This window comes from Helicobacter macacae MIT 99-5501 (assembly GCF_000507845.1).
In the GTDB taxonomy this organism is placed as follows: domain Bacteria; phylum Campylobacterota; class Campylobacteria; order Campylobacterales; family Helicobacteraceae; genus Helicobacter_B; species Helicobacter_B macacae.
The window spans coordinates 514,772-541,352 of record NZ_KI669454.1; the positions used below are offsets into that span (position 1 = coordinate 514,772).

26 protein-coding genes are annotated in these 26,581 nt (G+C 41.8%); 21 read left to right on the top strand and 5 right to left on the bottom strand.

Annotated elements, in window-relative coordinates; translation table 11 throughout:
* Nucleotides 1-77 precede the first annotated feature (77 nt).
* Both HMPREF2086_RS02255 and HMPREF2086_RS12450 read left to right on the top strand, forming a co-directional pair.
* Nucleotides 78-959: a hypothetical protein gene (locus HMPREF2086_RS02255; protein ID WP_023927113.1), complete on the top strand. Its 882-nt coding sequence runs from the start codon at nt 78-80 to the stop codon at nt 957-959.
* Nucleotides 960-1,266: 307 nt separating this feature from the next.
* Nucleotides 1,267-1,839: an LPP20 family lipoprotein gene (locus HMPREF2086_RS12450; protein ID WP_023927114.1), complete on the top strand. Its 573-nt coding sequence runs from the start codon at nt 1,267-1,269 to the stop codon at nt 1,837-1,839.
* A 113-nt stretch (nt 1,840-1,952) separates the two neighbouring features.
* Here HMPREF2086_RS12450 and tilS read toward each other — a convergent pair whose 3' ends face one another.
* Entirely contained in the window at nt 1,953-3,203 is a 1,251-nt protein-coding gene (gene tilS / locus HMPREF2086_RS02265; RefSeq protein ID WP_023927115.1) for a tRNA lysidine(34) synthetase TilS, read from the bottom strand.
* Nucleotides 3,204-3,501: 298 nt separating this feature from the next.
* On the opposite strand from tilS, the gene fabI reads away from it, so the two are divergent.
* The 16 genes from fabI (at nt 3,502) to HMPREF2086_RS02345 (ending at nt 21,526) form a co-directional block, all read left to right on the top strand.
* On the top strand, nt 3,502-4,329 hold the full coding sequence (gene fabI / locus HMPREF2086_RS02270; protein WP_023927116.1) for an enoyl-ACP reductase FabI: 828 nt from the start codon (nt 3,502-3,504) through the stop codon (nt 4,327-4,329).
* A 354-nt stretch (nt 4,330-4,683) separates the two neighbouring features.
* Nucleotides 4,684-6,135 (top strand): Na+/H+ antiporter NhaA, encoded by a 1,452-nt coding sequence (nhaA, locus tag HMPREF2086_RS02275; RefSeq protein ID WP_023927117.1) that lies wholly within the window; start codon nt 4,684-4,686, stop codon nt 6,133-6,135.
* 101 nt (nt 6,136-6,236) lie between these two features.
* Entirely contained in the window at nt 6,237-6,545 is a 309-nt protein-coding gene (gene yajC, locus HMPREF2086_RS02280; protein ID WP_023927118.1) for a preprotein translocase subunit YajC, read from the top strand.
* Nucleotides 6,546-6,722: 177 nt separating this feature from the next.
* Complete coding sequence (secD, locus tag HMPREF2086_RS02285; RefSeq protein WP_023927119.1) at nt 6,723-8,390, top strand: protein translocase subunit SecD; 1,668 nt, start codon at nt 6,723-6,725, stop codon at nt 8,388-8,390.
* 43 nt (nt 8,391-8,433) lie between these two features.
* A complete protein-coding gene (gene secF / locus HMPREF2086_RS02290; protein WP_023927120.1) occupies nt 8,434-9,417 on the top strand; it encodes a protein translocase subunit SecF in 984 nt (327 codons plus the stop codon).
* Between the two features lie 223 nt (nt 9,418-9,640).
* Nucleotides 9,641-9,982: a DUF6394 family protein gene (locus HMPREF2086_RS02295; RefSeq protein ID WP_023927121.1), complete on the top strand. Its 342-nt coding sequence runs from the start codon at nt 9,641-9,643 to the stop codon at nt 9,980-9,982.
* 300 nt (nt 9,983-10,282) lie between these two features.
* Nucleotides 10,283-12,742, top strand: coding sequence for a leucine--tRNA ligase (leuS, locus tag HMPREF2086_RS02300; protein WP_408605730.1), 2,460 nt, complete (start codon nt 10,283-10,285; stop codon nt 12,740-12,742).
* A gap of 171 nt (nt 12,743-12,913) precedes the next feature.
* A complete protein-coding gene (lptE, locus tag HMPREF2086_RS02305; RefSeq protein ID WP_051397637.1) occupies nt 12,914-13,420 on the top strand; it encodes an LPS assembly lipoprotein LptE in 507 nt (168 codons plus the stop codon).
* A gap of 100 nt (nt 13,421-13,520) precedes the next feature.
* The gene (locus HMPREF2086_RS02310; RefSeq protein ID WP_051397594.1) at nt 13,521-14,924 is read left to right on the top strand and encodes a folylpolyglutamate synthase/dihydrofolate synthase family protein; all 1,404 of its coding nucleotides are present in this window, start codon (nt 13,521-13,523) and stop codon (nt 14,922-14,924) included.
* Nucleotides 14,911-15,897 (top strand): M23 family metallopeptidase, encoded by a 987-nt coding sequence (locus HMPREF2086_RS02315; RefSeq protein WP_023927128.1) that lies wholly within the window; start codon nt 14,911-14,913, stop codon nt 15,895-15,897. The genes HMPREF2086_RS02310 and HMPREF2086_RS02315 overlap by 14 nt, the downstream gene beginning before the upstream one ends.
* A gap of 9 nt (nt 15,898-15,906) precedes the next feature.
* Nucleotides 15,907-16,797 (top strand): M23 family metallopeptidase, encoded by an 891-nt coding sequence (locus HMPREF2086_RS02320; protein WP_023927130.1) that lies wholly within the window; start codon nt 15,907-15,909, stop codon nt 16,795-16,797.
* Entirely contained in the window at nt 16,755-17,162 is a 408-nt protein-coding gene (locus HMPREF2086_RS02325) for a bactofilin family protein (protein WP_023927132.1), read from the top strand. Before HMPREF2086_RS02320 ends, HMPREF2086_RS02325 begins: the two co-directional genes overlap by 43 nt.
* Nucleotides 17,140-20,328 (top strand): transcription-repair coupling factor, encoded by a 3,189-nt coding sequence (mfd, locus tag HMPREF2086_RS02330; protein ID WP_023927134.1) that lies wholly within the window; start codon nt 17,140-17,142, stop codon nt 20,326-20,328. The genes HMPREF2086_RS02325 and mfd overlap by 23 nt, the downstream gene beginning before the upstream one ends.
* Before the next feature lie 114 nt (nt 20,329-20,442).
* Entirely contained in the window at nt 20,443-20,676 is a 234-nt protein-coding gene (locus tag HMPREF2086_RS02335; RefSeq protein ID WP_023927135.1) for a hypothetical protein, read from the top strand.
* A gap of 92 nt (nt 20,677-20,768) precedes the next feature.
* Nucleotides 20,769-21,020 carry a hypothetical protein gene (locus HMPREF2086_RS02340; RefSeq protein ID WP_034560263.1) on the top strand — a complete coding sequence of 84 codons (252 nt, stop codon included), beginning with the start codon at nt 20,769-20,771 and terminating at the stop codon, nt 21,018-21,020.
* Between the two features lie 251 nt (nt 21,021-21,271).
* Nucleotides 21,272-21,526 (top strand): hypothetical protein, encoded by a 255-nt coding sequence (locus HMPREF2086_RS02345; RefSeq protein WP_023927137.1) that lies wholly within the window; start codon nt 21,272-21,274, stop codon nt 21,524-21,526.
* A gap of 198 nt (nt 21,527-21,724) precedes the next feature.
* On the opposite strand, the gene HMPREF2086_RS02350 is transcribed toward HMPREF2086_RS02345, so the two are convergent.
* Both HMPREF2086_RS02350 and HMPREF2086_RS02355 read right to left on the bottom strand, forming a co-directional pair.
* The gene (locus HMPREF2086_RS02350) at nt 21,725-22,657 is read right to left on the bottom strand and encodes a 3'-5' exonuclease (protein WP_023927139.1); all 933 of its coding nucleotides are present in this window, start codon (nt 22,655-22,657) and stop codon (nt 21,725-21,727) included.
* A 50-nt stretch (nt 22,658-22,707) separates the two neighbouring features.
* Nucleotides 22,708-23,379: a trimeric intracellular cation channel family protein gene (locus HMPREF2086_RS02355; protein ID WP_023927141.1), complete on the bottom strand. Its 672-nt coding sequence runs from the start codon at nt 23,377-23,379 to the stop codon at nt 22,708-22,710.
* A gap of 251 nt (nt 23,380-23,630) precedes the next feature.
* Here HMPREF2086_RS02355 and gltX point away from each other — a divergent pair, with 251 nt between their 5' ends.
* Nucleotides 23,631-25,106, top strand: coding sequence for a glutamate--tRNA ligase (gltX, locus tag HMPREF2086_RS02360; protein WP_023927143.1), 1,476 nt, complete (start codon nt 23,631-23,633; stop codon nt 25,104-25,106).
* A gap of 9 nt (nt 25,107-25,115) precedes the next feature.
* Here the strand turns inward: gltX and HMPREF2086_RS11350 are convergent, their stop codons facing one another.
* Nucleotides 25,116-25,274, bottom strand: coding sequence for a hypothetical protein (locus HMPREF2086_RS11350; protein ID WP_156921303.1), 159 nt, complete (start codon nt 25,272-25,274; stop codon nt 25,116-25,118).
* A 114-nt stretch (nt 25,275-25,388) separates the two neighbouring features.
* Here HMPREF2086_RS11350 and HMPREF2086_RS11355 point away from each other — a divergent pair, with 114 nt between their 5' ends.
* Nucleotides 25,389-25,661 carry a hypothetical protein gene (locus HMPREF2086_RS11355; RefSeq protein ID WP_187367097.1) on the top strand — a complete coding sequence of 91 codons (273 nt, stop codon included), beginning with the start codon at nt 25,389-25,391 and terminating at the stop codon, nt 25,659-25,661.
* 412 nt (nt 25,662-26,073) lie between these two features.
* On the opposite strand, the gene HMPREF2086_RS02370 is transcribed toward HMPREF2086_RS11355, so the two are convergent.
* Nucleotides 26,074-26,262 carry a hypothetical protein gene (locus HMPREF2086_RS02370; RefSeq protein WP_034560265.1) on the bottom strand — a complete coding sequence of 63 codons (189 nt, stop codon included), beginning with the start codon at nt 26,260-26,262 and terminating at the stop codon, nt 26,074-26,076.
* Nucleotides 26,263-26,365: 103 nt separating this feature from the next.
* Between HMPREF2086_RS02370 and HMPREF2086_RS11360 the strand changes: the two genes are divergently transcribed.
* Entirely contained in the window at nt 26,366-26,512 is a 147-nt protein-coding gene (locus HMPREF2086_RS11360) for a hypothetical protein (protein ID WP_156921304.1), read from the top strand.
* The last annotated feature ends 69 nt before the right edge of the window (nt 26,513-26,581 follow it).

Below are 26,581 nucleotides of genomic sequence, written 5' to 3' on the forward strand. Positions count from 1 at the left end.
CGCGTTTGAAGGTGTGTTGATAGCGCAGAAATCTCATAAAATATTTGTAGATTTTATATGTTTAAGGAGTGTTGCAAATGAGGAATCTACTAAAGTATGAAATCAAAGAGGGGTTTTTCCCATACTTGGTTATGGGGGTGGTGTTTTGTGTGGCTGTGGTGGGGATTGTAGTGATGATAAAACTTGGAAATGGGCAATATATTTTTACTTCTCCTAGCGATTTGCTTTTTGTCGCAGTATTTGGTGAGATTTGCTGGTTTTTGCTGATTTTTAGCGTGGTTGGATTTGGCGTGGTGCAAGTGATAAATATCATAAATGCTTTTGGAAAGAATCTTTTTGGTGTGTATGGGTATTTGCTTTTTTGTCTGCCTTTGGGGGTTGATAGGATTTTGCTATCAAAGGTGCTTGGGTGCTTTATTTTAATCGGTGCTAGTTTTGTGTATTGTGCTGTGCTTGGATTTGGTGCGTTTGTGTATATTTCAGATTTTAGGTTGCTAGGAGCAGTTGGCGAATTTTTTGAGCGACTTAGTCGTGTGGATTTGGGGGTTAGTATGGCATTTTTTGCTATACATTTGTCGTATTATCTTTGCAAGATTCTTGAGTTTTTGTTGCAGATTTTGCTTACTTTGGCGGTGCTTAATTTTTTGCGCGTTTCAAGTTTTCGCTCTGGGGTTGGGATTGGCATTTTTATAGGGATTTCTATTATGACAAGTATCATAGGGGCTTCGTGCAATGAGGTTTTAAGCATCATAGGGATTTTGCCTTTAAGCACTTCAATGAATGGTTTTTGGGATTCTTTTTCACTATTTTCTATCCAAAGGGATAATTTTTTAGACTTTATGAAAGATTCTCTTAGAATCTCGCTTGTGATTTATAATATTTTTTCTTATATTGTTACGAGTTTGGCTTATTATTTGCTTGCTAGATATTTGATTGTGAGAAAACTTGAGCTTGAGTGATTCTTATTTTGATATTTTGGCTGATATTTTGGGTGGTTGTGTAAAATTTTGGAGGAAATTTAAAAAAGTGCAAGGCTACAAAACAAAGCAAAAAAGGGCTAATTTTTGTGATTTTGCGTGCTAATGTTTTGCCTAATTTTTTAGATTGCAAGCAAAGTTTTGTGTGCTTTAGGGCTTTTGGAGTGCAAAAATTACTCTAAAATGCCTAAAAACCTTGACAACAAAAAAGCAAAAGTGCTATAATCCCTCGCAATGCCGATTCTTTATGGTTGGAATCGACCAAATTCCTAAGTCAAGGATATTTATTATGAAACAAATGCTTAAGGAACTAGGCTTGAGGGTGGGGACTGCCTTTTTTGCCGCAGGGTTGGTGTTTGCTTCGCAATCTTTTGCTGCGACAGATGATGATGACGAAGATGATGAAGAAGAGTATGATGAAGAGGAAGATGAAGAAGTAGATGAGGACGAAAGCCCAAGCACCACAAGTGTGCCTGCTTCTAGTCCTAGAGGTTCGGGAGCGGCTAGGAGTGGTTTGCCCGCTGATTTTCCTAAGGAAAACGAGATTATAGAAATTGAGGTGGTGGGCATAGGAGTTGCCCCTGCTGATTGTTGCACGCCTGCGCAGGCTGTGGCTATGGCGAAGCGTTCGGCGATAGTTGATGGCTATCGGCAGCTCGGCGAACAAATGTATGGTATCAAAATCAGCTCAACTGATACGGTGCATAATATGGTGCTTAAAAATTCTCGTGTCAAAACGCGTGTAAATGCTGTGATACGCGGAGCACAAGTGCGAGATAGCGCGTGCAAAGAGGGGATATGCCAAGTCAATATGGAGCTAAAGCTAGATAGTCGCGTGTGGTCTAGGATTTTTGGATTTTAGGTAGCTTTTTTTGGTGGGGGGTGCAGGAAGCGTTTTTAGTAGTCTTTTTGTGTTTGTGGCTTTTAAAAAAGTCATCTTTACATTTGAAGAGATTCTTTTTCAAAGTAAATATTCTAGTAAAACCGCTTTATGACACATTCTAGTGCATTTTGATATTTTAGCTTTTTTTGTAGCGAAAAAGCATAGAGTGGTTTTCGCATTTTCTTTGGTATATGTGCCTTTCTAGCAAACTCTCTAAAATCTTTTGGCAATGCTTCTGCCCCACTTGTCTCATCTATCACGCTCATAAGGATATACATTTTTGATTCAGTGTCCAAAGAATCGCTTACAAAAATGCTAGTAATATTCTCTAACATAAAGCCATTTGTTTTTTTGCTAGATTTGATTAGATGATTTTTTGTGGTGTGGTTTTTTGCCATATTCGTTGTCTTGCTTTGCCTGCCCACTTCGCAGGAAAACCCACAGCGCACAATCTCTTCTCTTTGGCTAAAAGACAGCACATAGCCACATTGCTTGGCTAGCATATCTATGCAGTGAAGTGCTTCAAGCGTGTTTTTTGCGCTTACCACCCAAAATCCTCCAAAATCTTTGATTTCCCCACTATATAGCGCGTTTTTTTCGCCCTCAAGGATAGCAAAGCTTTTTTGCAATCCTTTGCCAAAGCACTCCACAAATTCATTTGCAAATCGCATACGCACAAAGTTGCGCTTATAGCTGCTATCTGTATTGCTAGAATCCTCAAAAAATTTTAGTCCTAGCTCTTTGCAAAATTCTAAAATCTCGCTCTTTTTTAGCAAAAGCATCGGACGGATAATAGCATAGCTTACTTCCTTTTTCACGAGCCCTTTTTGTCGTTTTTCTAGACTTTCAAACCCTAGCATAGTGCCAAGCCCAGCTCCCTTGCCAAGCTGCATAAGTAGCCACTCAACCCTATCATTAAAATGATGAGCCAAAAGCAGATTTTCATACCCCAAACGCGCTATAATCTCTTCAAAAAATTCATAGCGAAATTCCCGCGCATTTGCTTCAAAGTTTGACTTGATTTTGGGACATTTTTTTACAAAGCATTGTTTGTGGTATGTTTTTGCCAATGCTAGGGCATACTTTACTTCAGCTTTGCTTTGCTCCCTCACGCCATAATCTATGATAGCTATATCAAATTCTACACGATTTTTAAGTAGCAAAAAAAATAACGCCACAGAATCAGGACCACCCGAAAAAGCAAGGAGGTTTTTGCAAGATTTTGGACTTTTCTCATTGCTTGATTTTTTGTTTTTTTTTGTGGGGTTTTTTGCGCTTATTTCTTGTGATTTTTGCTTTAGCGTGTCTATGTGGGCGAGCTTGGATATTATTTTATTTAGCATACTTGAGTGTTTCTCCATAAGTGTTTTGAAAGTGCTTTTAATTGGCTTTTGCGTGATTATTCCGACTTTGTGGCAAATCGACAAAGAGTAAAACTACAAAAATCAAGCAAACAAAAAAGATTCCAAGCATTTTATTTGAGCCAATACTTGCAAAAGCCCTAAAATCTCGCAAAATCTTAAATCAAGCCCCTACAAAATAAACCATAACTTTTATTCACTTCGTAGGACTTTTGCTTAATATTTCTTTGATATAATCCACTCTATCCAAACACATACCAAGCACAAAGGAGCGTGCAAGATGATACTACAAGGCAAAAAGGGACTAATCGTAGGTGTGGCAAACAACAAATCCATAGCCTATGGCATAGCAAAAGCCTGCCACGAGCAAGGCGCACAAATGGCTTTCACTTATCTAAACGAAGCATTGCAAAAGCGAGTAGAGCCTATCGCACAGGAGTTTGGCTCAAATTGTGTTTTAGAGCTAGATGTAAATAACCAAACTCATTTAGATTCTCTAGCACATAAGCTAAAATCTAGCTTTGGCGAGATAGATTTCCTTGTCCACGCTGTGGCGTATGCTCCCAAAGAAGCATTAGAAGACGCGTTTATCAACACCACAAGAGAAGCCTTTGACATTGCGCTTGGCACTTCGGTGTATTCACTACTATCGCTTACTCGTGCTTGCTTACCTGTGCTAAAGGATAATGCCTCTGTTCTCACACTTAGCTATCTTGGTGGAGTGAAATATGTCCCTCACTATAATGTGATGGGCGTGGCAAAAGCCGCGCTAGAATCTAGCGTGCGCTATCTTGCGCGTGATTTGGGCGCACGCGGAATCCGCGTAAACGCTATCTCTGCAGGTCCTATCAAAACCCTTGCAGCAAGTGGTATAGGGGATTTTAGAATGATACTCAAATATAACGAAATCAATGCTCCGCTAAAGCGCAATGTCAGCACGCAAGATGTTGGTAATTCTGCTATGTATTTGCTAAGTGATTTGGCAAATGGTGTAACGGGCGAAATCCACTATGTCGATGCGGGATACAACATAATGGGTATGGGAGATGTAACCAAAGATGATGAGGGCAAGACGATTTTGTGCTGGGATAAGCAAAAGGGGGAATAATCCGCTAGTATCATCGTGGCTAAAAATCCGATATAAAATCTAGCTAGATTTTATAGCAAAATCACAAAAACCAAATCATAGCTTGTAGCCCACACACTAGCTTTTGTTGGCTTTTTGTGCTAGGTTTTATCTAGTTGCGTTACCATTGTGCTAGGCATTTTGGGCTTGGGATTTTGATTGAAATCATTTATAAAATCTTTACAAAAATGAAGTTTTAAATTTGCCAGATTTGGAAAATCAAATCTTTAAGCAATGTTTGGAGGGGTTTAAACTGATTTTAGATTTGATTTTGATACAATTTTGGTTTTTAGCAATCTAAGAAGCATATTTAAATTCAAAACACAAGGAGTATGAATGGAGAGGCTAGGAAGCAGGAGCGATAGGATAGAAGCACACGGCTTGCGCGAAGTTTTTGCAAGCTTTTTGAAAAACGAAGCATTAGGTGGGATAATCCTATTTTTTGCAGCACTCGTAGCGATGATAGTGGCAAACTCGCCTTTAAGCGAGCATTATTTCAACTTTTGGCACATAAGACTTGGAGTAGAAGCACAAGGACTTATCCACGCTTTTCCAAACGCGTCTTGGCTAGAATCTTTAAGCGCACACTCGCTTGGATTTGGCGCAGAAGATGGTAGCTTTTTTGTGGGCTTTAGCATTCATCAGTGGATAAGCGATGTGCTTATGTCGGTGTTTTTTCTTATGGTTGGGCTAGAAATCAAGCGCGAAGTAGTCGCAGGAGAGCTAGCTAGCTTCAAAAAAGCGATTTTCCCTGCACTTGCCGCACTTGGAGGTATGATTGTCCCGGGGATTATTTATTTTACACTAAATGCAGGCACACCTAGTGCACACGGATTTGGGATACCTATGGCGACAGACATTGCCTTTGCACTTGGGGTGATAATGCTACTAAAAAGCCGTGTGCCTATGGCTCTAAAGGTATTTTTGGTTACACTTGCTGTGGTTGATGACTTGGGCGCGATAGTTGTCATAGCGATATTTTATGCGAGTGGCTTGCACTTGGGGTGGCTTTTTTTGGCAGTGCTACTGCTTTGTGGACTTATTGCGCTAAATAAATTTGGCATAAAATCTCTTACGCCTTATCTTTGTGTGGGTGTGCTTTTGTGGTTTGCGGTGCATTATAGTGGTATCCACGCTACGATTGCAGCAGTGGCAGTGGCGTTTTGCATCCCTGTGAGACCTAAGATTTCGTTTGCAGAATTTGCGCCGCTTGTCAAAGATACGGCGGATAGATTTGATGAAGATGAGGATAACAAAGGCACGCAAAAGTTTTTGAGTGAATCTCAAATAGCTAGCTTGCGAGCAATAAAAAATAGTCTAAAATCTGTCCAAAGCCCACTAGGACGACTAGAGAGGGCATTGCAGCCGTGGGCAGCATTTGTGATAATGCCTCTTTTTGGGTTTGCAAATGCGGGAGTTAGCCTAAGTGGTGCAGATATGGATTTGAGCCATATCTTTAGCGTAGATAAGGTGTTTTTAGGTGTGGTGCTAGGGCTACTTATCGGCAAGCCTTTGGGGATATTCCTCATCACATTTGTATGTGAAAAAATCGGCATAGCAGCTCGTCCTAGCGGAATCTCTTGGGTGCAGATTTTGGGAGCTGGAATGCTAGGTGGCATAGGCTTTACGATGTCTATGTTTGTCTCTGATTTAGCTTTCCGAGGGAGTGAGCATTTTGAGATAGCGACAAATGTTTCTAAAATCGGTATCCTTAGTGGCTCGATTCTATCTGGGATTGTAGGGGCGGTTTTTTTGCTTTTGGTATCAAAAGTAAAGAAAAATACATAAAACAAGTGTTACAATAACGAATTTGTTTTAAGCGTGTTTGGATTATCAAGCAAACGCGCTTAAATCTATGAAAAATACATTCCACAAACAAAGGACACAAAATGGGTAGCAATTTTGGCGAGATTTTTCAAGCACTTATTCCTTTTATCGTGCTTTTTGCAGTGTTTTATTTTTTGCTTATACGCCCGCAGCGCACGCAAGCAAAGCGACACAGAGAAATGATAGAATCCCTAAAAAAAGGCGATAAAATCGTATCCACAGGTGGCTTTGTCTGCGAAGTGATGAAAGTAGAGGATACATTTTTTAGCGTAAGGCTAAGCGATGATAGCACAGCAAGGCTTTCAAAGGATTTTGTTTCTTTCAAAGTCGATGACAGCGCAGAATCTAGTAGCACTCAAGCCAAAAAATAGCCACTCTTGATAAAAACCTGCTAGCAAAATGAGCAAACAAAAAGTGGCTATGTGCTATGCAAGTGTTGATACGGTGTTGATACAAGGCTGTGTCGCAATAAGGCAAAGTTAGCAAAGACAATGCAATCAAGGTAACTGCTAGCAAGCAATCACAAATAATCGCAAAAAAGTAATCAAATGAAACTAAACAATCCACTAAGTAATCCTAGACTTTTGACATTTATCATAGCCATTATCTTTGGTATAGCCTTTTGTGTGCCTAGCTTTTTTGATACAAAGGGACCAAAGATTACGCTTGGGCTTGATTTGCAAGGCGGGCTAAATCTACTGCTAGGAGTGGATACTGATGAGGCTATCAAGTCTCGCTATGCTTCTATGGCTTCTAGCATAGAGTATGAGGCAAGTCAAAAAGATATTTTGCTAAATTCTCTCCAAGCACTTGAATCAAGCGTGGAATTTGACTTGATAGATAGTGATGATACAAGCGGGCTTAATGATATTTTGGGCGGTATGCGCGGTGTGAAGTATGATTCTAGTGATTTGCACTACACGGTGGTGATGACACCAGAAGAGCTACAAGAAGTGCGAAATCAAGCCTTAGAGCAAGCCATAGCCACCATTCGCAATCGTTTGAATGAATTTGGACTAGCCGAGCCGAGCGTAACGCGTCAAGGCAGGGATAATATTCTAGTAGAAATCCCCGGGCAAGAAAATCTATCCCAAGAAGAGCGCGTGCGAAATCTCATCTCCAAAGCGTCATTTTTGCAGCTAATGGCAGTCGATGAGGGAAGCAACTCACGCGTAGAATCTATGAGCGATGTGGAAGCCCAAAGTTTGGGAGATGTTATATTGGAATATGCTGAAACCACCAAAGAAGCAGAATCTTATAAAAAATACAATCCAAATGGCACACCAAAGCTACTACTAAAAGCTGTGCCGATTTTAGATGGCTCGATGATTACCAACGCTAGAGTGGCGTATGATGAAAATAATCGCCCTGCGGTTGCGTTTGAGCTAAATTCTGCGGGTGCAAAGCGATTTGCGGATTTTTCTGGAGCGAGTATCGGCAAGCGAATGGCAATCGTGCTAGATAACAAAATCTACTCCGCACCAACTATCCAAGCACGGATAAGCTCTAGCGGGCAAATCACGGGGAGTTTTACCCCTGAAGAAGCCACAGATTTGGCTATCACGCTTCGCTCTGGTGCACTGCCCGCTCCGCTAGCTGTGCTAGAGAAGCGCAGTGTGGGACCAAGTCTTGGGGCTGATTCTATTAGGTATTCTATGATGGCATTGATAGGTGGATTTGTGTTGGTGGTGGGATTTATGATAGTGTATTATAGTATGGCAGGTGTCATCGCCTCAAGTGCACTCATCATAAACCTCGCACTAATCATTGCTGTAATGGCAATCTTTGAAGCGACTTTGACGCTGCCCGGTATGGCTGGAATCGTGCTTACTGTGGGTGTGGCAGTAGATGCAAATATCATCATAAATGAACGCATAAGAGAGGGGCTTCGCGCAGGCGAGGGCATAGCCAAATCAATACAAATAGGCTATGTGAACGCTTCTAGGGCGATTTTTGATTCTAATATCACTTCACTTATCGCTTCTGTCTTGCTATATGCCTATGGCACGGGCGCGATAAAAGGCTTTGCTATTACTACGGGGATTGGGATTTTGGCTTCTATCATTACGGCTATTATCGGCACGCAGGGGGTTTATCAAGCATTGCTTCCATATTTGGCAAAAAGTGAAAGAATGGGATTTTGGTTTGGGGTTAGCTACCCTACAAAGTCCAATAGCGTAAAATCTAGCATCGCGCAATCTAGCGCAAAGTCTTAAGCAACGCAATAAAGCACAAAAATCTTAAGCAAAGGCATATCAAATGGAATTATTCAAAAAAGTAAAAGTTTTTGATTTTGTCAAATATTCAAACTATGGGCTTATAGCGAGCATATTTTTGCTAGCTTTGGCATTTGCCTTACTATTTTTCAAAGGATTTAGCGCGGGGATAGATTTTGCTGGGGGAAGTGCAGGGCAGATTCGCTATGAGAAGCAAGCTCCAATCGAGGAAGTGCGAGCATTGCTAGAAGCAGATTCGCGCTTTAAGGGGGTTAGGGTTAGTGAGTTTGACACCAAAGAGGAAATCTCTATCAAAATCCCACACAATGACGCTTTAGAGGGGGCAAATATCGCTCCTATCTTAGAGAAGCTACTTGAGCCTAGCAAGGCTAGCGGAGGGGAGTTTGAGATACGCAAACTTGATTCTGTGGGTGCGCAAGTGGGCGATGAGCTACGCCAAAAAGGAATCATCTCTTTGCTTATGGCATTGGTAGCGATGATGGTGTATGTGAGCTTTCGCTATGAGTGGCGATTCGCACTTGCTGGGATATTAGCTCTTATCCACGATGTGATTTTGACTGCTGCAAGCGTGATAGTTTTTGATATTGATTTAAATTTGGAAGTGGTAGCCGCGCTCTTAACGCTTATAGGCTACTCCATAAACGACACTATTATCATATTTGATAGAATCCGTGAAAAAATGTTGAGCGATAAAACAAATGACATTACCCTAGTCATCAACGAAGCTATTTCTCACACTCTCTCACGCACACTTTTGACTTCGCTAACGGTGTTTTTTGTCGTTCTTACGCTGTATCTTTTTGGTGGTGCGATTATCGTAGGATTTTCTTTGCCTATGCTTGTGGGCGTGATAGTTGGGACTTATAGTTCTATGTTTGTCGCGCCAAAGCTTGCTGTTTTGCTAGGGTTTAATATTGAGGACTATCACAAAAAAGAAATGATGAAAACGAAAAGAGCACAAGATAGGGCAAAGATGAGAGCCCAATATGAAGGAGGACGCGTTTAGCTTTGTTGGTGTTACATAGATTTGGATTTTTGTGCAAGGAGTGCGGGGCTAAAGCCTGCTAGCTTTGCCCTAGAAAGATTAGAAGCAACGCTTACGAAATGCTAGAATCTTTTGGAATCTAAAATCTTTTAGCATAATATAAAATCTTAAAAAAGCACTAAAAGATTGCATAAAGCACACCAAAAAGACAAAATTATCCTAAATTAACAAAAAGGAGCAAGTAATGGATTGGGGCAAAATCGTTTTTATATTTTTTACTCTTAGCAGTGCCACATCGACAGCGGGTTTTTTGTTTGCGCCTGATGTGGCGATACTCTTTGTGGCTGTGGCGTTAAACCTCATCGCTACCACGCTAAAAATCGGCGTGCGCAAAAAACTATCTTCAGAGCTTTTTGCTAGCTCGATTGTGGCAGATTTTCATTTGCTACCTGCGTTTGGCATACTGCAAGTTTTGCACAACGAAAAACTTGCTTATGTCTTTGTCATCGGTGCGATGATGGCAAATATTTTCTCACTCATTTTGCTTTTTATAGAGAGTGCGCAAAAGCAGGATAACGACTACTAGGCTAGAATCCTCCAAAGAATAAAAGGCAAGATAATGCAAGATTATAATCCTAAAACTATCGAAAAAAAGTGGCAGGGGTTTTGGCAAGAAAATGCCTGCTTTGAGCCACTGCATACAAAAGTGGGCAATAACGCCACAGGGCAACTAAGCAAGCAAAATAGCGGCACAAACGACAAATCACACAACAGCGAAGCACACAATGACAAATCACACAATGATGAGGCAAGCAACAGCGAGGCAACTAACAACAAAACAAGCAACGAAAAAACACGCAACGAGCATAGCCAAGTAGATTTTAGCCTGCCCAAAAAATACATTCTCTCAATGCTCCCCTACCCAAGCGGGAAAATCCATATGGGGCACGTGCGAAACTACTGCATAGGGGACGCTCTAGCGCGACACTATCGCAAAATGGGACATAATGTGCTACACCCTATGGGCTGGGATAGCTTTGGTATGCCTGCGGAAAATGCCGCTATCAAGCACAAAATCCACCCCAAAAAATGGACTTATGAAAACATCGATACGATGAGAGAGGAGCTAGAATCTCTAGGGCTTAGCTTCTCAAAAGAGCGTGAGTTTGCCACGAGCGATGCTATCTATACGCGCTTTGAGCAGGATTTTTTTATCCAAATGTGGGAGAGAGGGCTTATTTATCGCAAAGAAGCGTTTTTGAATTGGTGTCCTAATGATAAAACTGTGCTTGCAAATGAGCAAGTCATTGACGGCAAGTGCTGGCGGTGTGATACGCCTGTGGTGCAAAAAGAGATGAGCCAATACTATATGAAAATCACGGCGTATGCAGAGGAACTATTGCGTGATTTGGAGGGCTTAGAGGGGCATTGGGCAAATCAAGTCATCACAATGCAAAGAAATTGGATAGGCAAATCACGCGGGCTAGAGTTTGATTTGGAGCTTGATTCACCCTCGCTTAAAAAGCTGGGGCTAAAAGCGGGGGAGCAAGACTGCAGAGTGCGGGTTTTTACCACGCGCCCTGATACGATTTATGGCGTTACTTACTGCGCTTTAGCACCCGAGCATAGCATAGTCAAGCGCGTGCTAGAGCTAGGAGTGCTTGAGGGCAAGGTAAGCGAGGCAATCAAAGCTATGCAAAACACGAGCGAGCGTGCAAGGGCGAGTGCAGAAAAGATAGGGTTTGACTTGGGGTTAAGCCTCACACACCCGCTCACAGGGGAGAAGCTACCGCTTTGGGTGGCAAACTATGTGCTAATCGAGTATGGAAGCGGTGCGGTAATGGCTGTGCCTGCGCACGATGAGCGGGATTTGGAGTTTGCCAAAAAATACGCTCTGCCCATAAAGCGCGTGGTAAAATCAATAGCAAAGTCAGAATTTAAACAACCTGACACTCAATCTAGCAAAAAGCAAGCAAATGAAGCAGGGCAGGAACTTACAGAGGCTTTTGTAAATGACGGCGTGCTTGTGGATTCTGCGGAGTTTAGCGGGCTAAGTAGCGAGCAAGCCCGCGCCAAAATCATCGCTCACTTTGAGTTGCACGCTCTAGGCAAAGGCGTTACCAACTACAAATTGCGCGATTGGGGTGTTTCGCGTCAGCGGTATTGGGGTGCGCCTATCCCTATGGTGCATTGTGAGAAGTGCGGTATCGTGCCTGAAAAAATACAAAATCTCCCCATAACCCTGCCTGATGATATTGTCATCGATGGCGAGGGCAATCCGCTTGATAAGCATAGTGAGTGGAAGCACTGCGTGTGCCCAAAATGTGGCGCAAAAGCCTTGAGGGAAAGCGATACTATGGATACTTTTGTGGAATCAAGCTGGTATTTTTTGCGCTACACCACGCCAAGAGAGCTATGGGAAAAGGGCGCGTTTGATGAGGATTCACTGCGCTATTGGCTTAATGTCGATGAGTATATAGGCGGGATTGAACACGCGATTTTGCACTTGCTGTATGCGCGGTTTTTTACCAAAGTGTTGCGCGATTTGGGCTATGTCAAAATCGATGAACCATTTGCAAACTTGCTAACGCAAGGTATGGTGCTAAAAGATGGCGCGAAAATGAGCAAGTCAAAAGGCAATGTAGTCGACCCAAACGCGCTCATAGCAAAATATGGCGCGGATAGCGCGAGGCTTTTTGTGCTCTTTGCTGCGCCGCCTGTGCGTGAGCTAGAGTGGAATGATAGCGCGGTGGAAGGCTCATATCGCTTTATCCGCAGGCTCTATGAGAGGGCAAAAAACGCCAGCAAGACGCGCTCACTGCCACAAATAGATGCTAGCGCACTAAACGAGGAGCAAAAAAATGCACGCAAAAAGGTCTATGAAGCAGCCCAAAAAAGCCAAGCTGTGTTTGAAAAACGCGCAAATGGTTATAACTTCAACACCCTTATCGCTGCGTGTATGGAAGCACTAAACGCACTCACCGTTCTAGAATCTAGCGAGTCAGATGCGCTAAATAGCGAGATTTGGACGGAGGGGTATTTTATCTTGCTAAATATTTTAGAGCCTATTATCCCGCATATTGCGTGGGAGCTAAGCGAGGAGCTATTTGGCAGGGAGAATTTCGCGCCGATTGCTATCGACAAAAAGGCGTTGGAATCTAGCCAAATCACCCTTGCAATCACTATAAATGGCAAGAAGCGTGCCGAAATCAGCACAAGTGCGGGAGCGAGCGAGGAGGAGATTTTACACTTGGCTAAGCAAAGTGCGCAAAAATGGCTAGAAAACAAGGAGATAAAAAAGCAAATCCTTGTGCCAAACAAACTTGTGAATTTTGTAGTCATTTAAAAAACTAAAATCTATTAAAGAAGTAAAATGAAAAATATATTTGGTAGATTGTTTTGTGCTTTTGTAAAAAAATATTGTGCTTTTGCAAAAACTTTTAAAAAATATTTTGCAAACTCTATTAAGAGGTTTTTTGCACTTTTTGGTGTGCATTTTATCAACCGTTTTAGTGAGATTGGCAGATTCTGCTTATGTGCGTTTATAGGGGTTTTGCTAAGTAGTTGTGGCTATGTGCCATCTGCTAGTTTTGCTCAAAAAGCACTTGGCGATAGTGTGTTTGTAAAGCTAAATGTAAATTTGCCAAACCCTGAAAATTCCGTAGAACTAAAAGATGAGTTTAACAAAATCATCATCTCTCGTTTCCAAAACAAAATCGCAAATGCTGATGAAAGCGATAGTATAATCACAATAGATATAGACAAAATCACAGATACTCACATAGCTGTAAGCAGTGATGCTTTTGCGACTTACTACCGCGTGAGTGTTTTTACCACCTACACTTATGATGACAAAAAGGGCAACAAACGAAGTGTGAGCGGTAGCGGGTATTTTGACTACAATATCTCGCTAGATAATCCGCTGACAACGCACAACAATAGATATTACGCAATAAATCAAGCATTTTTACAGACTATTGATAGATTTGTAGCGATGATGGCGTATGAGGGGCAATATAGATAGAGATTTTAGGTTTTTATAAGGCTTTGACAAAAGGCATTGCTTGCAAAAGTAGAAGTAAAAAGTCGTTAAAAAACGCAAAAAGTCGCTAAAAAAGCGTTGTTTGTATTGTTTTGTAAAAAATATTTGGAGTTTTGTTTTGAGTGATTTGGATAGGTTTTTGGAGCAAAAGGGGGCTGAATACGCGCCATTTGATACAAAAAGAGTGCATAGAATCTATGCGGTTTTAAAGCCACATTTAGAGGAGCTATACGCACAAAGCGCAAAATCTAAAAAAGATTTAAAATCTTTGATTCCACAGGGCGAGGAGCAGCGTGGTTTTAGCCCACAAAATAAGCCCTTTATTATCCACATATTAGGCACAAATGGCAAGGGAAGCACGGGGCGGTTTATCACGCTTGGGCTAGCGCAAAATGGCTATAAAGTCCTGCATTTTACCTCGCCACATTTATTTAGGTTTAATGAGCGATTTTATCTCGCAAATATCCCAAATAGCGAATTTAGTGTGAAATCTAGCAGTGCAAAAATGGACAAGAAAGATTGTGCTAAAGGTGGCAACGCGCAGAAAGCAACGCATAGAATCGCAGATGATAGCGAGCTAGAAAATGCGCATTTGTGGCTACAAAGATTCCCTATTATAGAGCAATCAAGCTATTTTGAATACGCGACATTTTTGGCACTTTATTTGGCAAAAGATTGTGATTATTTCGTGTGTGAAGCGGGGCTTGGCGGGGAGTTTGATAGCACGAGCGTTTTGCAAGCTGATTTGAGTGTCTTTACGCCTATTTCTTTTGACCATCAAGATATGCTTGGAAATAGCATAGAATCAATCGCCACAACCAAGCTAAAAGCGATGAGTAAGCACACTTTGCTTGCGTCACAAATCTACAAAGAAGTCGATTCTATCGCAAAATCTATTGCTAAGCAAAAGGGAGCGGAACTTACATTTGTAGAAAATATTTTTGATGAAGTTGATAAGCCAACACCTTTAGAGCACTTAGCGCGTTTGCCAGAGAATTTTTATGAGTATTCGCAAAATCTAGCACCTTTTTTGAAGCAAAATCTGTTTGTGGCGTATAGGGCGTTAGAATCTATCGGGATTGGAGTGGATTTTGCTAGCTTAACGCGATTTGATTTGCCTGCTAGGGCGCAATATATCGCGCCAAATATTTTGATAGATGTCGGGCATAATGCGCATTGTGCGCACTCTATTTTACAAATTGTTAAACAAAAACGCGTTATTTTGGTGTATAATACATTTTTTGATAAGGACGCGAACGCGATTTTGGGGATACTAAAGCCAGCTATTGATAGGCTTTTGATTTTGGAAGTAAGCCATAGTAGAATCCTCCCCAAAGACAAACTAATAAACATAGCCCAAAATCTTGGCATAGAATATGGAATCTTTGGGGGAGTGGATTCTATGAGAGCGGATAAAGATTATGTCGTATTTGGCTCTTTTAGCGTGGTAAAAACTTTTATGGAGATTTATAATGTTGCAAGATAAATTAGTCGTTTCTATTGTCGATGAAAAAGGCTCAAAGCAGTTTGCGCTTCCGCGAAATGTGAAAAAACTCATTTTGATAGGCATAGCTGTGATTTCTGTGCTGTTTTTGGCGAGCTTCTTAGCGATGAATCTACTTATGCACCAAATCAATAGTATCGCTAAGCAAAAAGACTCTGCAATAGCAGAATACCACTCTATCTACCAAAAAAATGCCGTGCTAAAAAACCTAATCCGTAAAAAAACCGATGAGCTAAGCGCGGTAAATTCTAAAATCGGCAGATTAGAAGATATTATGAGTTTGCAAAAATCCCATAGCGCGAAGCCACAGCAAATCGCCCAAATCACAAAAGTGGATTTGGAAAATCTAAGCGATACACAAAAACAACTCCTCCTAAGCCTTATCCCAAATGGCGACCCACTAAAAAACTTCCGCTCCAAAGTCCCCACTACCAATAACAAATACCACCCACTAGGCGAAATAGGTGGTGCAGAGGGTGGAATGGACTATATGGCGGAGAAAAAAACACCTGTGTATGCTACAGCTGATGGTGTAGTCGTGCTTGTCCAAGAGCACGGCGTTACTAGCTTTGGGAATGTCATTAGGCTTACGCATTCTTTTGGATTTGGCTCTTTGTATGCCCACTTGGATTCTATCGTAATCAAAAAGGGCGATTTCGTGCAAAAAGGGCAGCTTATCGGGTATAGTGGCTCTAGTGGCAGAAGTAATGGCGATAAGCTCTACTATGAAGTTAGCTTTTTGAATAATCGCCTAAACCCCACCACTTATGCGCAATGGAGTATAGATAATTTTGAAGTGGTTTTCCACAAACGAGATGGAATCGACTGGAAAAACCTAGTATGGGCTATGGAAGACATAGCCAAACTTCAAAAATTCCGCTTAAGCTCTGCACAGCAAAAATTAGATTCTGCCAAAGATTTAAATACTCGCAAGTCTTTCCAATCTCATCAATAAAGACAAGTTATGAACTTTGATGAACGACTTGTGCTAATGATAACGAGCAAGGACGGCTCGCGATTTATCAATGTCAGCATATTTTTTCGTCAGCTTTCTTTGTATGTGTTGTTGTTTTTTTTGAGCTCTATGTTTTTTATCGCTATTTCGCTTGGTGTGTTTCGCGCAGAGATAAAAAACATCGATGAAAAAACCTCACTCATCAAAGAGCGCAACGAAACAATGCTACTAGGGAATGCCGCACTCTATGAGGAAATCAACCAACGAATGGAAGAAATCACCATAGCAAGCGACAAGGTGGGAAGCTTAGAGGAGCAAATCGGTGTGAATAATGTTCCAAATGAGGAATTGCTAGAGCGCATAAATGTCGCAAGTATCACGGGGGCACAAAAAGCATTTTTTATGAAATTTATCCCAAATGGAAATCCACTAGGGAACAATTTTTTTGGGCTTGCGGGGGCTTTTGGACCTAGATTTCACCCTCTCATAGGCGAGTGGAAGCAGCACACAGGGCTAGATTTAGCCGCTCCTATTGGCACTTCTGTGTATGCTACGGCTGATGGTGTGGTGGATTTTGCAGATAGTGGATACAATGGCGGATATGGAAAATTAGTTAAAATTACCCATTCATTTGGCTTTAAAACATATTATGCACACTTGAGCTCTGTGCTTATCCAAGCTGGCACTTTTGTCAAAAAAGGACAGCTTATCGCCAAAAGTGGCAACACAGGCGTAAGCACGGGACCGCATTTGCACTATGAGGTGCGGTTTTTGGACAATCCCATACAGCCGATGAATTTTGTGCAATGGGATATGAAAAACTTTGATTTCATCTTCACAAAAGAAAGGAGCATAGAATGGCAATCTTTACTAGCGACGATAAACAATCTAATGGAGTAGCAGCCCAAAAGGCGGGTGCAGCTACGATAATAGCGCAAGGCACGCGCATAAAAGGCAACATAACCACAGATTGTCATTTGCATATTGATGGGGAGTTTGAGGGTAAAATCGACTCCAAAAACACCGTGATGATAGGCAAAAACGGACAAGTAGATGGCGAAGTATATGCCAACAAACTTGTAGTAAGCGGTAAGCTAAAAGGCTTGACAGAGAGTGATACGGTGGAGATTTCTTCACAAGGGCGATTTGAGGGAGTGATAACCTCTACCGAGTTAGTCATAGAGAAAAAAGGCGTATTTATAGGAGAGAGCAAAATAAAAGGTATGCAATCAGCTACAAAAAATGCTACAAGCAAATCTGTATAGACTTCTCCAAAGTGCTGATAGTCTTGGCACTTCTCCTAGAATCCTCCTTGTCGCTAACGAAAAAGAGGCAAGGCAGGCTTATGAGCTAGCTTGCTTTGTATGCGCCCAAAGCGCACATAGTCCTGCAAATACTTCACAAAATCCACCCCAAAATCAAAAACACACACAAGATTCTAGCAAAGCACCTTTTGCTACCCCACTACTTTTGCCAGAAGCTAGATTTAGCAAGGGCGAGGATTTGTGTAGCTTTTATAGCGAGATTTTGCAGATTTTGGCTATTTTGCGTGAGTTTTATGAGCGAGATGATAGGCTACTTATAGCACCTATTTACTCCTTGCTTTATGCTTTTCCCTCCCAAAAACACTTACAAAGTTTTTGCTTAGAAGTGGGAAAACGATATGATTTGGAGGAGCTAAAAGAAAAGATTTTGTGCTATGGCTATGAGGCAGTCGAAGTCATCGAAATGGAGGGCGAAGTAAGTTTTAGGGGGGATATTATTGATATTTATCCACCTTTGTCGCGTCCATATCGCATAAGTTTTTTTGATGATGAGTGTGAGGATATTCGCACCTTTGATACCCAAACCCAGCTAAGCGACAAAGACGCAAAGCTAGATTCTCTCACTTTACCACCAGCACTTTTTGCGCTTAGTGAGGGGGAGTGTAGTGCACTTTTAGAGGCGATAGAGAATGAGCTAGATTCTAGTGATAGTGTTTTTAGCAAAGATATTCTTTCTTGTGGGCTTTGGTTTTTGGACAAAGCAGGGATAGATTCTTGCCTTTTGCCACAAAGATTTAGCACGACTATCACGCCAAATGCACTAAATGAGCTAGATGAGATTCTCTCCATTCGCAAAGATTTAGATAGCTTTTGGCATAGTGCAAAAAAGTCATTGCCACTACTGCAAATTGCCAATGACTACACGGATATAGATTTTTATGCTTCCTCATTGCTTCCTATCATCACGCACAATCCACACAAAAAAATCACGCTACTATGCGATAGTGAAGCGATTTTGAGTGCACTAAACATACAAGAGCTACAAAAAGCGCATACGAATATAGAGATTTTGCCTATAAATGCAAATGTGAATTTTGCTACACCGCGACAAATCGTGCTAAGCTTAAACCCAGCCCAAAGCTATACTAAGACGCGCAAAAAGCCAAAACTTCAGCTTGATGAGCTAAATGTCGGCGAATATGTCGTGCATAGCGAATATGGCATAGGGATTTTTCGTGGAATCGTGCAAGATAGGATTTTGGGTGCGGTGCGTGATTTTATCGCTATTGATTATCAGGGCGAGGATAAGCTGTTTTTGCCTGTGGAAAATCTACACTTAATTGAGCGATATATCGCTTCTAGTGGCTCTCTACCTATTGTCGATAGGCTAGGCAAGGGTAGCTTTGCAAAGCTAAAGCAAAAAGCTAGAATCAAACTTTTTGAGCTAGCGGACTCTATCATCAAGCTAGCTGCGCAAAGAAATCTCACAAAGGGCTTGCAAATCGATACAAATCCCCCCGAGCTAGAAGTCTTTAGGCACTCAAGCGGGTTTGCCCTCACAAATGACCAAGAAAACGCCATAAAAGAAATCTATGAGGATTTATCAAGTGGTGTGGTAATGGATAGGCTACTAAGTGGAGATGTGGGATTTGGCAAGACAGAAGTAGCGATGAATGCGATTTATGCTGTGCAAAAAAGTGGCTTTCAAAGTGCCTTTATCGTGCCTACGACTTTGCTTGCCGCCCAGCACTTTGCTTCGCTAGATTCTAGGCTTAGCCCGCTTGGTGTGCGTATCGCTAGGCTTGATAGATTTTGTAGTGCCAAAGATAAACGCGAAATCCTAAAAGCGTGCAAAGAAGGGCAAATAGATGTGCTTATAGGCACTCATAGTGCGTTTGGCGTGGAGTTTTTGAGACTTGGGTTTGTAGTTATTGATGAGGAGCATAAGTTTGGCGTGAAGCAAAAAGAGGGACTAAAGCAGATGTGCAAAAACGCCCATATCTTAAGTATGTCAGCTACGCCAATCCCTCGCACGCTAAATATGGCACTCTCTAAAATCAAAGGACTATCTCGCTTAGAAACACCACCAAAAGAGCGCAAAGATTCTCGCACCTTTATCAAAACCAAATCCCCACACCTGCTAAAAGAAATCATTTCCCGCGAAGTGCGGCGCGGTGGACAAGTTTTTTATGTGCACAACAATATCGCACAAATTCCAGCCCTAAAGTCCGAGCTAGCAGAGCTTTTTCCTCATCTATCCATAGCGGTGCTTCACTCACGCATAAGTGCTAATGATACTGAAGAGATAATGCGTGATTTTATGCTAAAAAAATATCATATCTTACTTTGCACAGCTATCGTGGAGTCTGGCATACACTTGCCAAATGCAAATACAATCATCATCGATGGTGCAGATAGATTTGGACTAGCGGATTTGCACCAGCTACGCGGGCGAGTGGGGAGAGGGGACAAAGAGGGGTTTTGCTACTTTCTCATAGAAAGTGTAGAGTCCATAACGACAGAGGCAAAAAAGCGACTACTTGCCCTAGAGCGCAACTCCTATCTAGGCAGTGGTGCGAGTATCGCTTATCACGATTTGGAGATTCGCGGTGGCGGGAATCTACTAGGAGAATCCCAAAGCGGACATATCAAAAATATCGGGCTTAGCCTCTATCTAAAAATGCTAGAAGAAGCCATAAATATCCTAAGCGGAAGCAAGATAGATGATGAAAGCGACAAAGGCGTAGAGCTACGACTAAATGTCAGTGCGTATCTAAACCCCGAGCTTATCCCAAGCGATAGACTACGACTAGAGATATACCGCAGACTATCGCTATGCGAGGAGGTGGGCGAAGTAGCGCATATAGAGCGTGAGATAGAGGATAGGTTTGGCAAGCTAGATGAGATGAGTAGGGCATTTTTGCAGCTAATAGTGATAAAGATTTTGGCACAAGCTCGTGGTGTGGCAAAGATACTTCACTATGAGCAAAACATACAAGTAGAATTTAGGCAATCAATAAAATCGCCAGAATCTAGCGCAAACTATGGTAATTCTAGGCAGGATTTTGGGAATAATGCTAGCGATAAATCTAAAATCTCACTTACTAGCCCAAGCAAAGATGATGAAGATGTGCTAGAGATGATTTTGGTGTTTTTGTGCTCATAGTGGCAAAAATCAAGCAACAAAAATAGCGCAATTTTTTGTGAGATTTTGCATTTTGTTTATTTGGTGGTAGAATGTTTAGTGATGATTGTGCAAAGGACACAAAAAGGAGTGAAAATGCTAAAAACTATACACATTCAAGCACAAAGCGGTGTCGCCTCATACTATGTAAATAGCGAGCATATCACGCATTTTTATGGCGAAGCAGAGGGTGGCAAAAGCTATCTTGTCATATATTTTGTGGGCGGTGCTTACTTGCGATTAAGCGGATATGGGGATAGCGCAAGCCTTAGTGCATTTGAGGATTTTATCAAAGATGACAAAACACAAGAAATAGAGCTAGGACTTTGATAGTTTGCTAAAGTCTTCGTCATTGCGAGGCGAATTGCAAATTCGCCGAAGCAATCTATTTCCCCCTCCCTCTGCGGAGGGGGACTAAGGGGGTGGGTTCTTTCCCGTCATCGCGAGCCAACTTTAGTCAGCGTGGCAAAATAATCGTCATTGCGAGCAAGTCGCAAGACTTGCACGGCAATTTCTTTTTTTTGTGGATTGCCACGCTCACTTCGTTCGCTCGCAATGACGATGGGCTTGGATTTCTATGCTCATATTGTGTTCGCTCACAAAACAAGCGAAGCGCAGTTTCTTTAGAAAACAAGCGAAGCGCAGTTTCTTTAGAAAGCCTTTGGCTTCTTTAGTAAAACAAGCGAAGCGCAGTTTCTTATGAAATATCAATGTGGCAATTTTATAAAACCCCAAATACGACAAGCTACATAGTCATCACACAAAATTCCTCACAAAATCTACTTAATGATTTTTTGCATTATGATTTTCCGCATTAGTAATTCGTTTTTTTTTTTTTTTTTGTAGTATCCGTTTTGTCAAGTCAGTCTATAAGTGCGAGGATATATTTTCGCGCTTATAGAGACAAAATCACAAAGGAGCAAAAATGCTAAAAGAGATTAGGCTTAAAGATAATCAAAAGGATAATGGTGAAGTAGATATATATGCTAACTCATACTATGTAAATACCGAACATATAACATATTTTTACACGCAAGGAAAAGATATTGTAGTTCACTTCGTAGGTGGGGATTGTTTGATTTTGGAGGGGTATGGAGATTTGCCAAGCATAGCGGCTTTTAGTGATTTTATGCAAAGTGATAGTAAGTTTTTTGATTTCACAAAGCTACCACATACATAATCATTTTGTAAGTGCCAAAATCACAAATACAAGAATCATTTGCCTAAGTAGCCACAAGCATTTTAGAGTCTCAAATATCAAAGCACTCAAAGAGAAAAGTGCGTCAAAGAAAATGATATGCAGGTTTTTGTGGTAGAAGCATTTTGCAATGCTTCAAACTATCTTACCTTGCCTTATTTTACCTCGCCACACACATTGTTATATATTCTCTAGCTCTGCGTTGATATTTGCGATAAATGCTTGGGTGTATTCTCTATCTTTTGGTAGCTTTTCTTTGAAATCCTCTAGGATTCCTGCATAGTCTTCTAGCCGTAGCTCATCTTTTAGGATTGCGTATTTTAGGTATAGCCAATAAGTATTTAGCACATCGCTTTGGCAGTAAAAATCGATTTTTTCTATGTCTTTTTTGTCATAGTAGAGGTTATACACATCTCCGCCGCTTACTTCGTATTTGCCGACAATCCCTAGCATTTTGCAGACATTATCAAGGTTTAGATTTCTCACGCTACCGAAATTACCCAAGCACTCAAGCAAATCTGTGTGCCATTTCTCGCTGTATCGTGCACGGTAGTTTTCCCATTTGTTTTTTGTTTTGCTCGCGTTTTCGCTTTCAAAGTAGCCAAACGCGCTTAGATTGTATCTCATTGCGCGGAGCATTATCGTAGGCAAGTCAAACCCTCTGCCATTGAAGCTAACTAGACGCGGTTCTTTGGAGTTTATAAATCGCAAAAAATCACTCAAAATCGCCCTTTCATCTGCTAGATGGGCAAATGCGCTAGAATCGGCATTGGGTTTTGTCTCTGCCACCGCATTTGGTTTGCCTCCTGATTCTACCTCTGTTTTTGGGCTTGATTGCGTATTGGATTGTGTGGGGTTTGATTCCATTGATTGCGTGCTTTTTTTGCCGAAGTTTCCTACTTTGATAAACTTCCCATATTCATCGCATATCACGCTAGCGATACTTACCACCCTATGCCAATAGATAGGGAGAAACTCGCTTCCGCTTTTTTCTTTTTGGGCACTAAAGGCGTGTTGGCATACTTCTACTTCGCTTAGGCTAGAATCTAGCTCATAGTATTGGCGCACTAGCTCTATATCTGGCACGGTCTCTATATCAAATACACATATCATATTTGCTCCTTTAAGGCTTTGATAAATCTAACAAATCAAAATCATAAAATCTATTTTTCGCTTCGCCTCTGCTTTGGGACTTTTGGCTCATCTTCGTAGGAAAATATCGGCACACCTAGTTTGTAGTGTATCGCTAGCATTCGCAGGCTAAAGCCTGATATTAGCGAGACGATACTCGCATTATGCACGCTAAACCCCCACAAAATCAGCAAGTAATACAGCACGCCTGTTATGATTGCTACAAATGCGTATAGCTCTTGGCGAAACACTAGAGGGACTACACCGCAAAATATATCGCGCAAAACCCCGCCAAATACGCCTGTTATCACAGCTCCGCACACCACTAGCACCACGCCATAAGTTTGCGCTTCTTCACTCATATTTGCTAGCTCTATCCTCACTACTTCCGCGCCGATTACGGCAAATACGACTAATCCGAGCGCATCTAGTGCCAAAAACAGCCTCTCTAGCCTAGCTATCACACGCGGAATCAATGTCGTAAGAAGCGCGGCTACGCATACTACGATGACATATTGGGGGTGGGCTACCCAAGTAAGCGGGTAGTGTCCAAAAAGCACATCTCGCACGCTCCCCCCACCGATAGCCGCAACAAGCGCGATAAAAAGCACACCGATTAAGTCCATTTTGTGCCGTCCTGCGATGAGGGTGGCACTCATAGCTTCCGCGCTTATACCGATGATATAGAGAATGGTTAGAAACATTTGGATTTTAGCCTTTTGTGATATTCTAGGGTGTGATATTTCTAAAGTGGGCTTACGAAGTGGCAAAATACTAGCGCAAAATGACTTAAAATTGCTTTATGGATTTTATAAAAGGATTCTAAAGTGGGCTAAATTCTGCTAAAATCGCTTATTTGAAAAATTGCCGTGATTTATGCAAAAAGCCAAAATCAAAGCCAAAAAGCAATATCTACAAAAAGCTACAAAACCACAAAAATAAGAGGAGAATCAAAATGGTTGTTACACGATTTGCGCCCTCTCCCACAGGGTATTTGCACATAGGGGGCTTGCGAACTGCGCTTTTTAACTACCTCCACGCTCGCAAAAATGGCGGGAAATTTTTGCTACGCATAGAGGATACGGACTTATCTCGCAATTCAAAAGACGCGGCAGAGGCGATTATCAAGTCGTTTGAGTGGGTGGGACTAGAGCACGACAAAAGCGAGCAAGCACCAGCGCAAAATAACGGCATAGTCTATCAAAGCGAGCGATTTGAGATATATGCCAAATACGCAAAAAAGCTCATAGATGAGGGGAAAGCATACTACTGCTATATGAGCAAGGAGGAGCTAGAATCCTTGCGTGAGGAGCAAAGAGCGCGTGGAGAGACACCAAAGTATGACAACAGATATAGGGACTTTAGTGGCACTCCACCAAAAGGCATAAAACCCGTAATCCGCATAAAAGCCCCCTTAAGTGGCGAAATCACATTTGAAGATGGCATAAAAGGTGTGATAACTATCAGCGCAAAAGAGCTAGATGATTTTATCATTATGCGCTCTGATGGAAGCCCTACTTATAACTTTGTCGTAGCACTAGATGACGCGCTTATGGGCGTGAGTGATGTCATAAGGGGGGATGACCACACGAGCAATACCCCAAAGCAAATCATCATCTACAACGCACTAGGATTTAGCCTGCCCAAGTTTTTTCATATACCGATGATTCTAAATCCAGAGGGCAAAAAGCTATCTAAGCGCGATGGTGCTATGGGGGTAATGGACTACAAACTTATGGGCTATCTACCTGAAGCGATACTAAATTTTTTGGTGCGACTTGGCTTTAGCTATGAGGACAAAGAGATTTTTTCACTGCAAGAAATGATAGAGCTATTTAGCACGGACGCGCTTGGAAGCTCTCCTAGCAGGTATAATCAAGAAAAATTTCTATGGCTAAATCAGCACTATATCAAGCAGTGTGATAACGAGCGACTAGAGGGGCTGCTAAGTGATTTTGGTGTGGAGCGCATAGATGACAAAAAGAAGCGAGATATGCTATATGTCTTGCTAAAAGATAGAAGCAAGACTTTGATAGAGTTTAGTGCGCAGTGGCGTGAGATATTTAGCCCACCAAGTGCAGAGGGTGGAAACGGCTATGATGAAAAAATGCTAAAAAAGCTAGATTCTCTCGCACTAAAAGCTCTAGGCGAGTTGGTGGAAAGGGAGGATTTTTATGAAGCGTTTGAGAGTGTGGAGAAAATGGAAGCATATCTGCATAAGTTTGTAGAGGAGTTTGGGAGTGAAAAAAGTAGCGATGATAGTAGTGAGGGCAAAGGAGGTGGGCTAAAGCTAGGGAAATTTATGCCTGCGCTGCGACTTGGGCTACTTGGCAAGGGGGGTGGAATCGGGCTTTGTGAAGCACTCATCATCATAGAATCAAAAGAAGCAAAACAACGACTAAAAGATTTTCTAAAAGTTATCAAGGCGTAGGTAGCTTTGCTAGCTAAAAATCTTGCTAGATTCTAGGGGGGTGGATTGAGCGTGGATTTTGGTGGGTTGGATTTGTGGGGGAGGGGATTTTTGCATTGGCAAAAGCGCGGAAAGATTTGTCATTACTAAAGAAACTTCGGCTTCGCCTTGTTTTACTAAAGAAGCCAAAGGCTTTCTAAAGAAACTGCGCTACGCTTGTTTTCTAAAGAAACTTCGGCTTCGCCTTGTTTTCTAAAGAAACTGCGCTACACTTGTTTTGTGAGCAAGTGCGTTAGCATTTGCGTGGCAAGCCAATCAGTTCCCCCTCCCTTTGCGGAGGGGGCTAGGGGGTGGGTAAATCCCACCTCCGCTTCTCAAGCAAAGTCAGCAACTGCAAACAAACACAGCATTTCCGTCATTGCGAGAGAATCCGCAAGGATTCTCGTGGCAATCTACAAAAGAAGAAATAGATTGCCACGCTCACTTCGTTCGCTCGCAATGACGATTGATTTTGTCATATTGAGGTTTCGTAGAAACCGAAATATCTCTATTTTGTTTTTGAGATACTTCAGCTAAAGCCTTAAGTATGACAATATTTTTTTTCTCATTGCGAGCATTTGACTTGTCAAATTCGTGGCAATCTATGCCTTTGTCTTTTGATTTTTGTATCACTAAAGAAACGCCGTATCGCTAGCGGCATTTGTCTTGCGCGTATTTTACACCCGCACTTATCTTGCATTTCCCACAACCATAGCGCAAATGCCTTGCGCATAGCACCAACGAGAGAGAATGTGGAGCTATGCTTAAGGTTTTGCTTGCTTTTTGTGTCTTGAGAAATAAGCCAAAAGACTTACTAAAACTGCACCCAAAGCAAAATCTTATATTTTGTAAAACCCAAACATTACAAAAAGGAGATGTATAAGACCGCTATGGCTGTGGAAAACGCAAAATGCGATATTGTGCTTTTGTGATTATCTAGCGATTATTCTCAAGCGGGATTTTGCTTAAGAGTGTAGAATCGTAGCAAGCCACAAAAAAAGAAATAGATTGCCGCGCTCACTTTGTTCGCTTGCAATGACAAGCGTATCGTCATATTGAGCGCAAGCGAAATATCTCTACTTGATTCTGTTTGGATACTTCGGGCTATGCCCTTAAGTATGACAAAATTTTTCGTCATTACGAGAATCGCTTTAGCGTTCGTGGCAAGCCAAAAACATTATTAGCGTGAGTGCTAACCACTCCTAAATCCCCTCGTGCTACGGGAGGGGACTTTCTAATGCGTGGCAATTCTCTTTTTCCCCCTCCCTTTGCGGAGGGGGCTAGGGGGTGGGTTAAGTGTGTGGATTGCCACGATTCCACGCTTTCGTGCGGAATATCGCAATGACGGGTTTATAGATTGCCACGCTCGCTATGCTCGCTCGCAATGACGATTAGGCTTTTGGACTACTAAAGAAACTTCATTTCGTTCGTTTTGCCACGCTGATTAAAGTCGGTGC

What these genes read in the sequence shown, in the direction of transcription:
- HMPREF2086_RS02355 (WP_023927141.1), bottom strand. Translation starts at nt 23,379, where the DNA reads ATGTTTCTAACCATTCTCTATATCATCGGTATAAGCGCGGAAGCTATG.
- secD (WP_023927119.1), top strand. Translation starts at nt 6,723, where the DNA reads ATGAAACTAAACAATCCACTAAGTAATCCTAGACTTTTGACATTTATC.
- mfd (WP_023927134.1), top strand. Translation starts at nt 17,140, where the DNA reads ATGCTACAAGCAAATCTGTATAGACTTCTCCAAAGTGCTGATAGTCTT.
- HMPREF2086_RS02335 (WP_023927135.1), top strand. Translation starts at nt 20,443, where the DNA reads ATGCTAAAAACTATACACATTCAAGCACAAAGCGGTGTCGCCTCATAC.
- tilS (WP_023927115.1), bottom strand. Translation starts at nt 3,203, where the DNA reads ATGCTAAATAAAATAATATCCAAGCTCGCCCACATAGACACGCTAAAG.
- HMPREF2086_RS12450 (WP_023927114.1), top strand. Translation starts at nt 1,267, where the DNA reads ATGAAACAAATGCTTAAGGAACTAGGCTTGAGGGTGGGGACTGCCTTT.
- HMPREF2086_RS02370 (WP_034560265.1), bottom strand. Translation starts at nt 26,262, where the DNA reads ATGACGAAAAATTTTGTCATACTTAAGGGCATAGCCCGAAGTATCCAA.
- HMPREF2086_RS02320 (WP_023927130.1), top strand. Translation starts at nt 15,907, where the DNA reads ATGAACTTTGATGAACGACTTGTGCTAATGATAACGAGCAAGGACGGC.
- gltX (WP_023927143.1), top strand. Translation starts at nt 23,631, where the DNA reads ATGGTTGTTACACGATTTGCGCCCTCTCCCACAGGGTATTTGCACATA.
- fabI (WP_023927116.1), top strand. Translation starts at nt 3,502, where the DNA reads ATGATACTACAAGGCAAAAAGGGACTAATCGTAGGTGTGGCAAACAAC.
- yajC (WP_023927118.1), top strand. Translation starts at nt 6,237, where the DNA reads ATGGGTAGCAATTTTGGCGAGATTTTTCAAGCACTTATTCCTTTTATC.
- HMPREF2086_RS02345 (WP_023927137.1), top strand. Translation starts at nt 21,272, where the DNA reads ATGCTAAAAGAGATTAGGCTTAAAGATAATCAAAAGGATAATGGTGAA.
- HMPREF2086_RS02295 (WP_023927121.1), top strand. Translation starts at nt 9,641, where the DNA reads ATGGATTGGGGCAAAATCGTTTTTATATTTTTTACTCTTAGCAGTGCC.
- HMPREF2086_RS02350 (WP_023927139.1), bottom strand. Translation starts at nt 22,657, where the DNA reads ATGATATGTGTATTTGATATAGAGACCGTGCCAGATATAGAGCTAGTG.
- nhaA (WP_023927117.1), top strand. Translation starts at nt 4,684, where the DNA reads ATGGAGAGGCTAGGAAGCAGGAGCGATAGGATAGAAGCACACGGCTTG.
- secF (WP_023927120.1), top strand. Translation starts at nt 8,434, where the DNA reads ATGGAATTATTCAAAAAAGTAAAAGTTTTTGATTTTGTCAAATATTCA.
- HMPREF2086_RS02255 (WP_023927113.1), top strand. Translation starts at nt 78, where the DNA reads ATGAGGAATCTACTAAAGTATGAAATCAAAGAGGGGTTTTTCCCATAC.
- HMPREF2086_RS02315 (WP_023927128.1), top strand. Translation starts at nt 14,911, where the DNA reads ATGTTGCAAGATAAATTAGTCGTTTCTATTGTCGATGAAAAAGGCTCA.
- HMPREF2086_RS02325 (WP_023927132.1), top strand. Translation starts at nt 16,755, where the DNA reads ATGGCAATCTTTACTAGCGACGATAAACAATCTAATGGAGTAGCAGCC.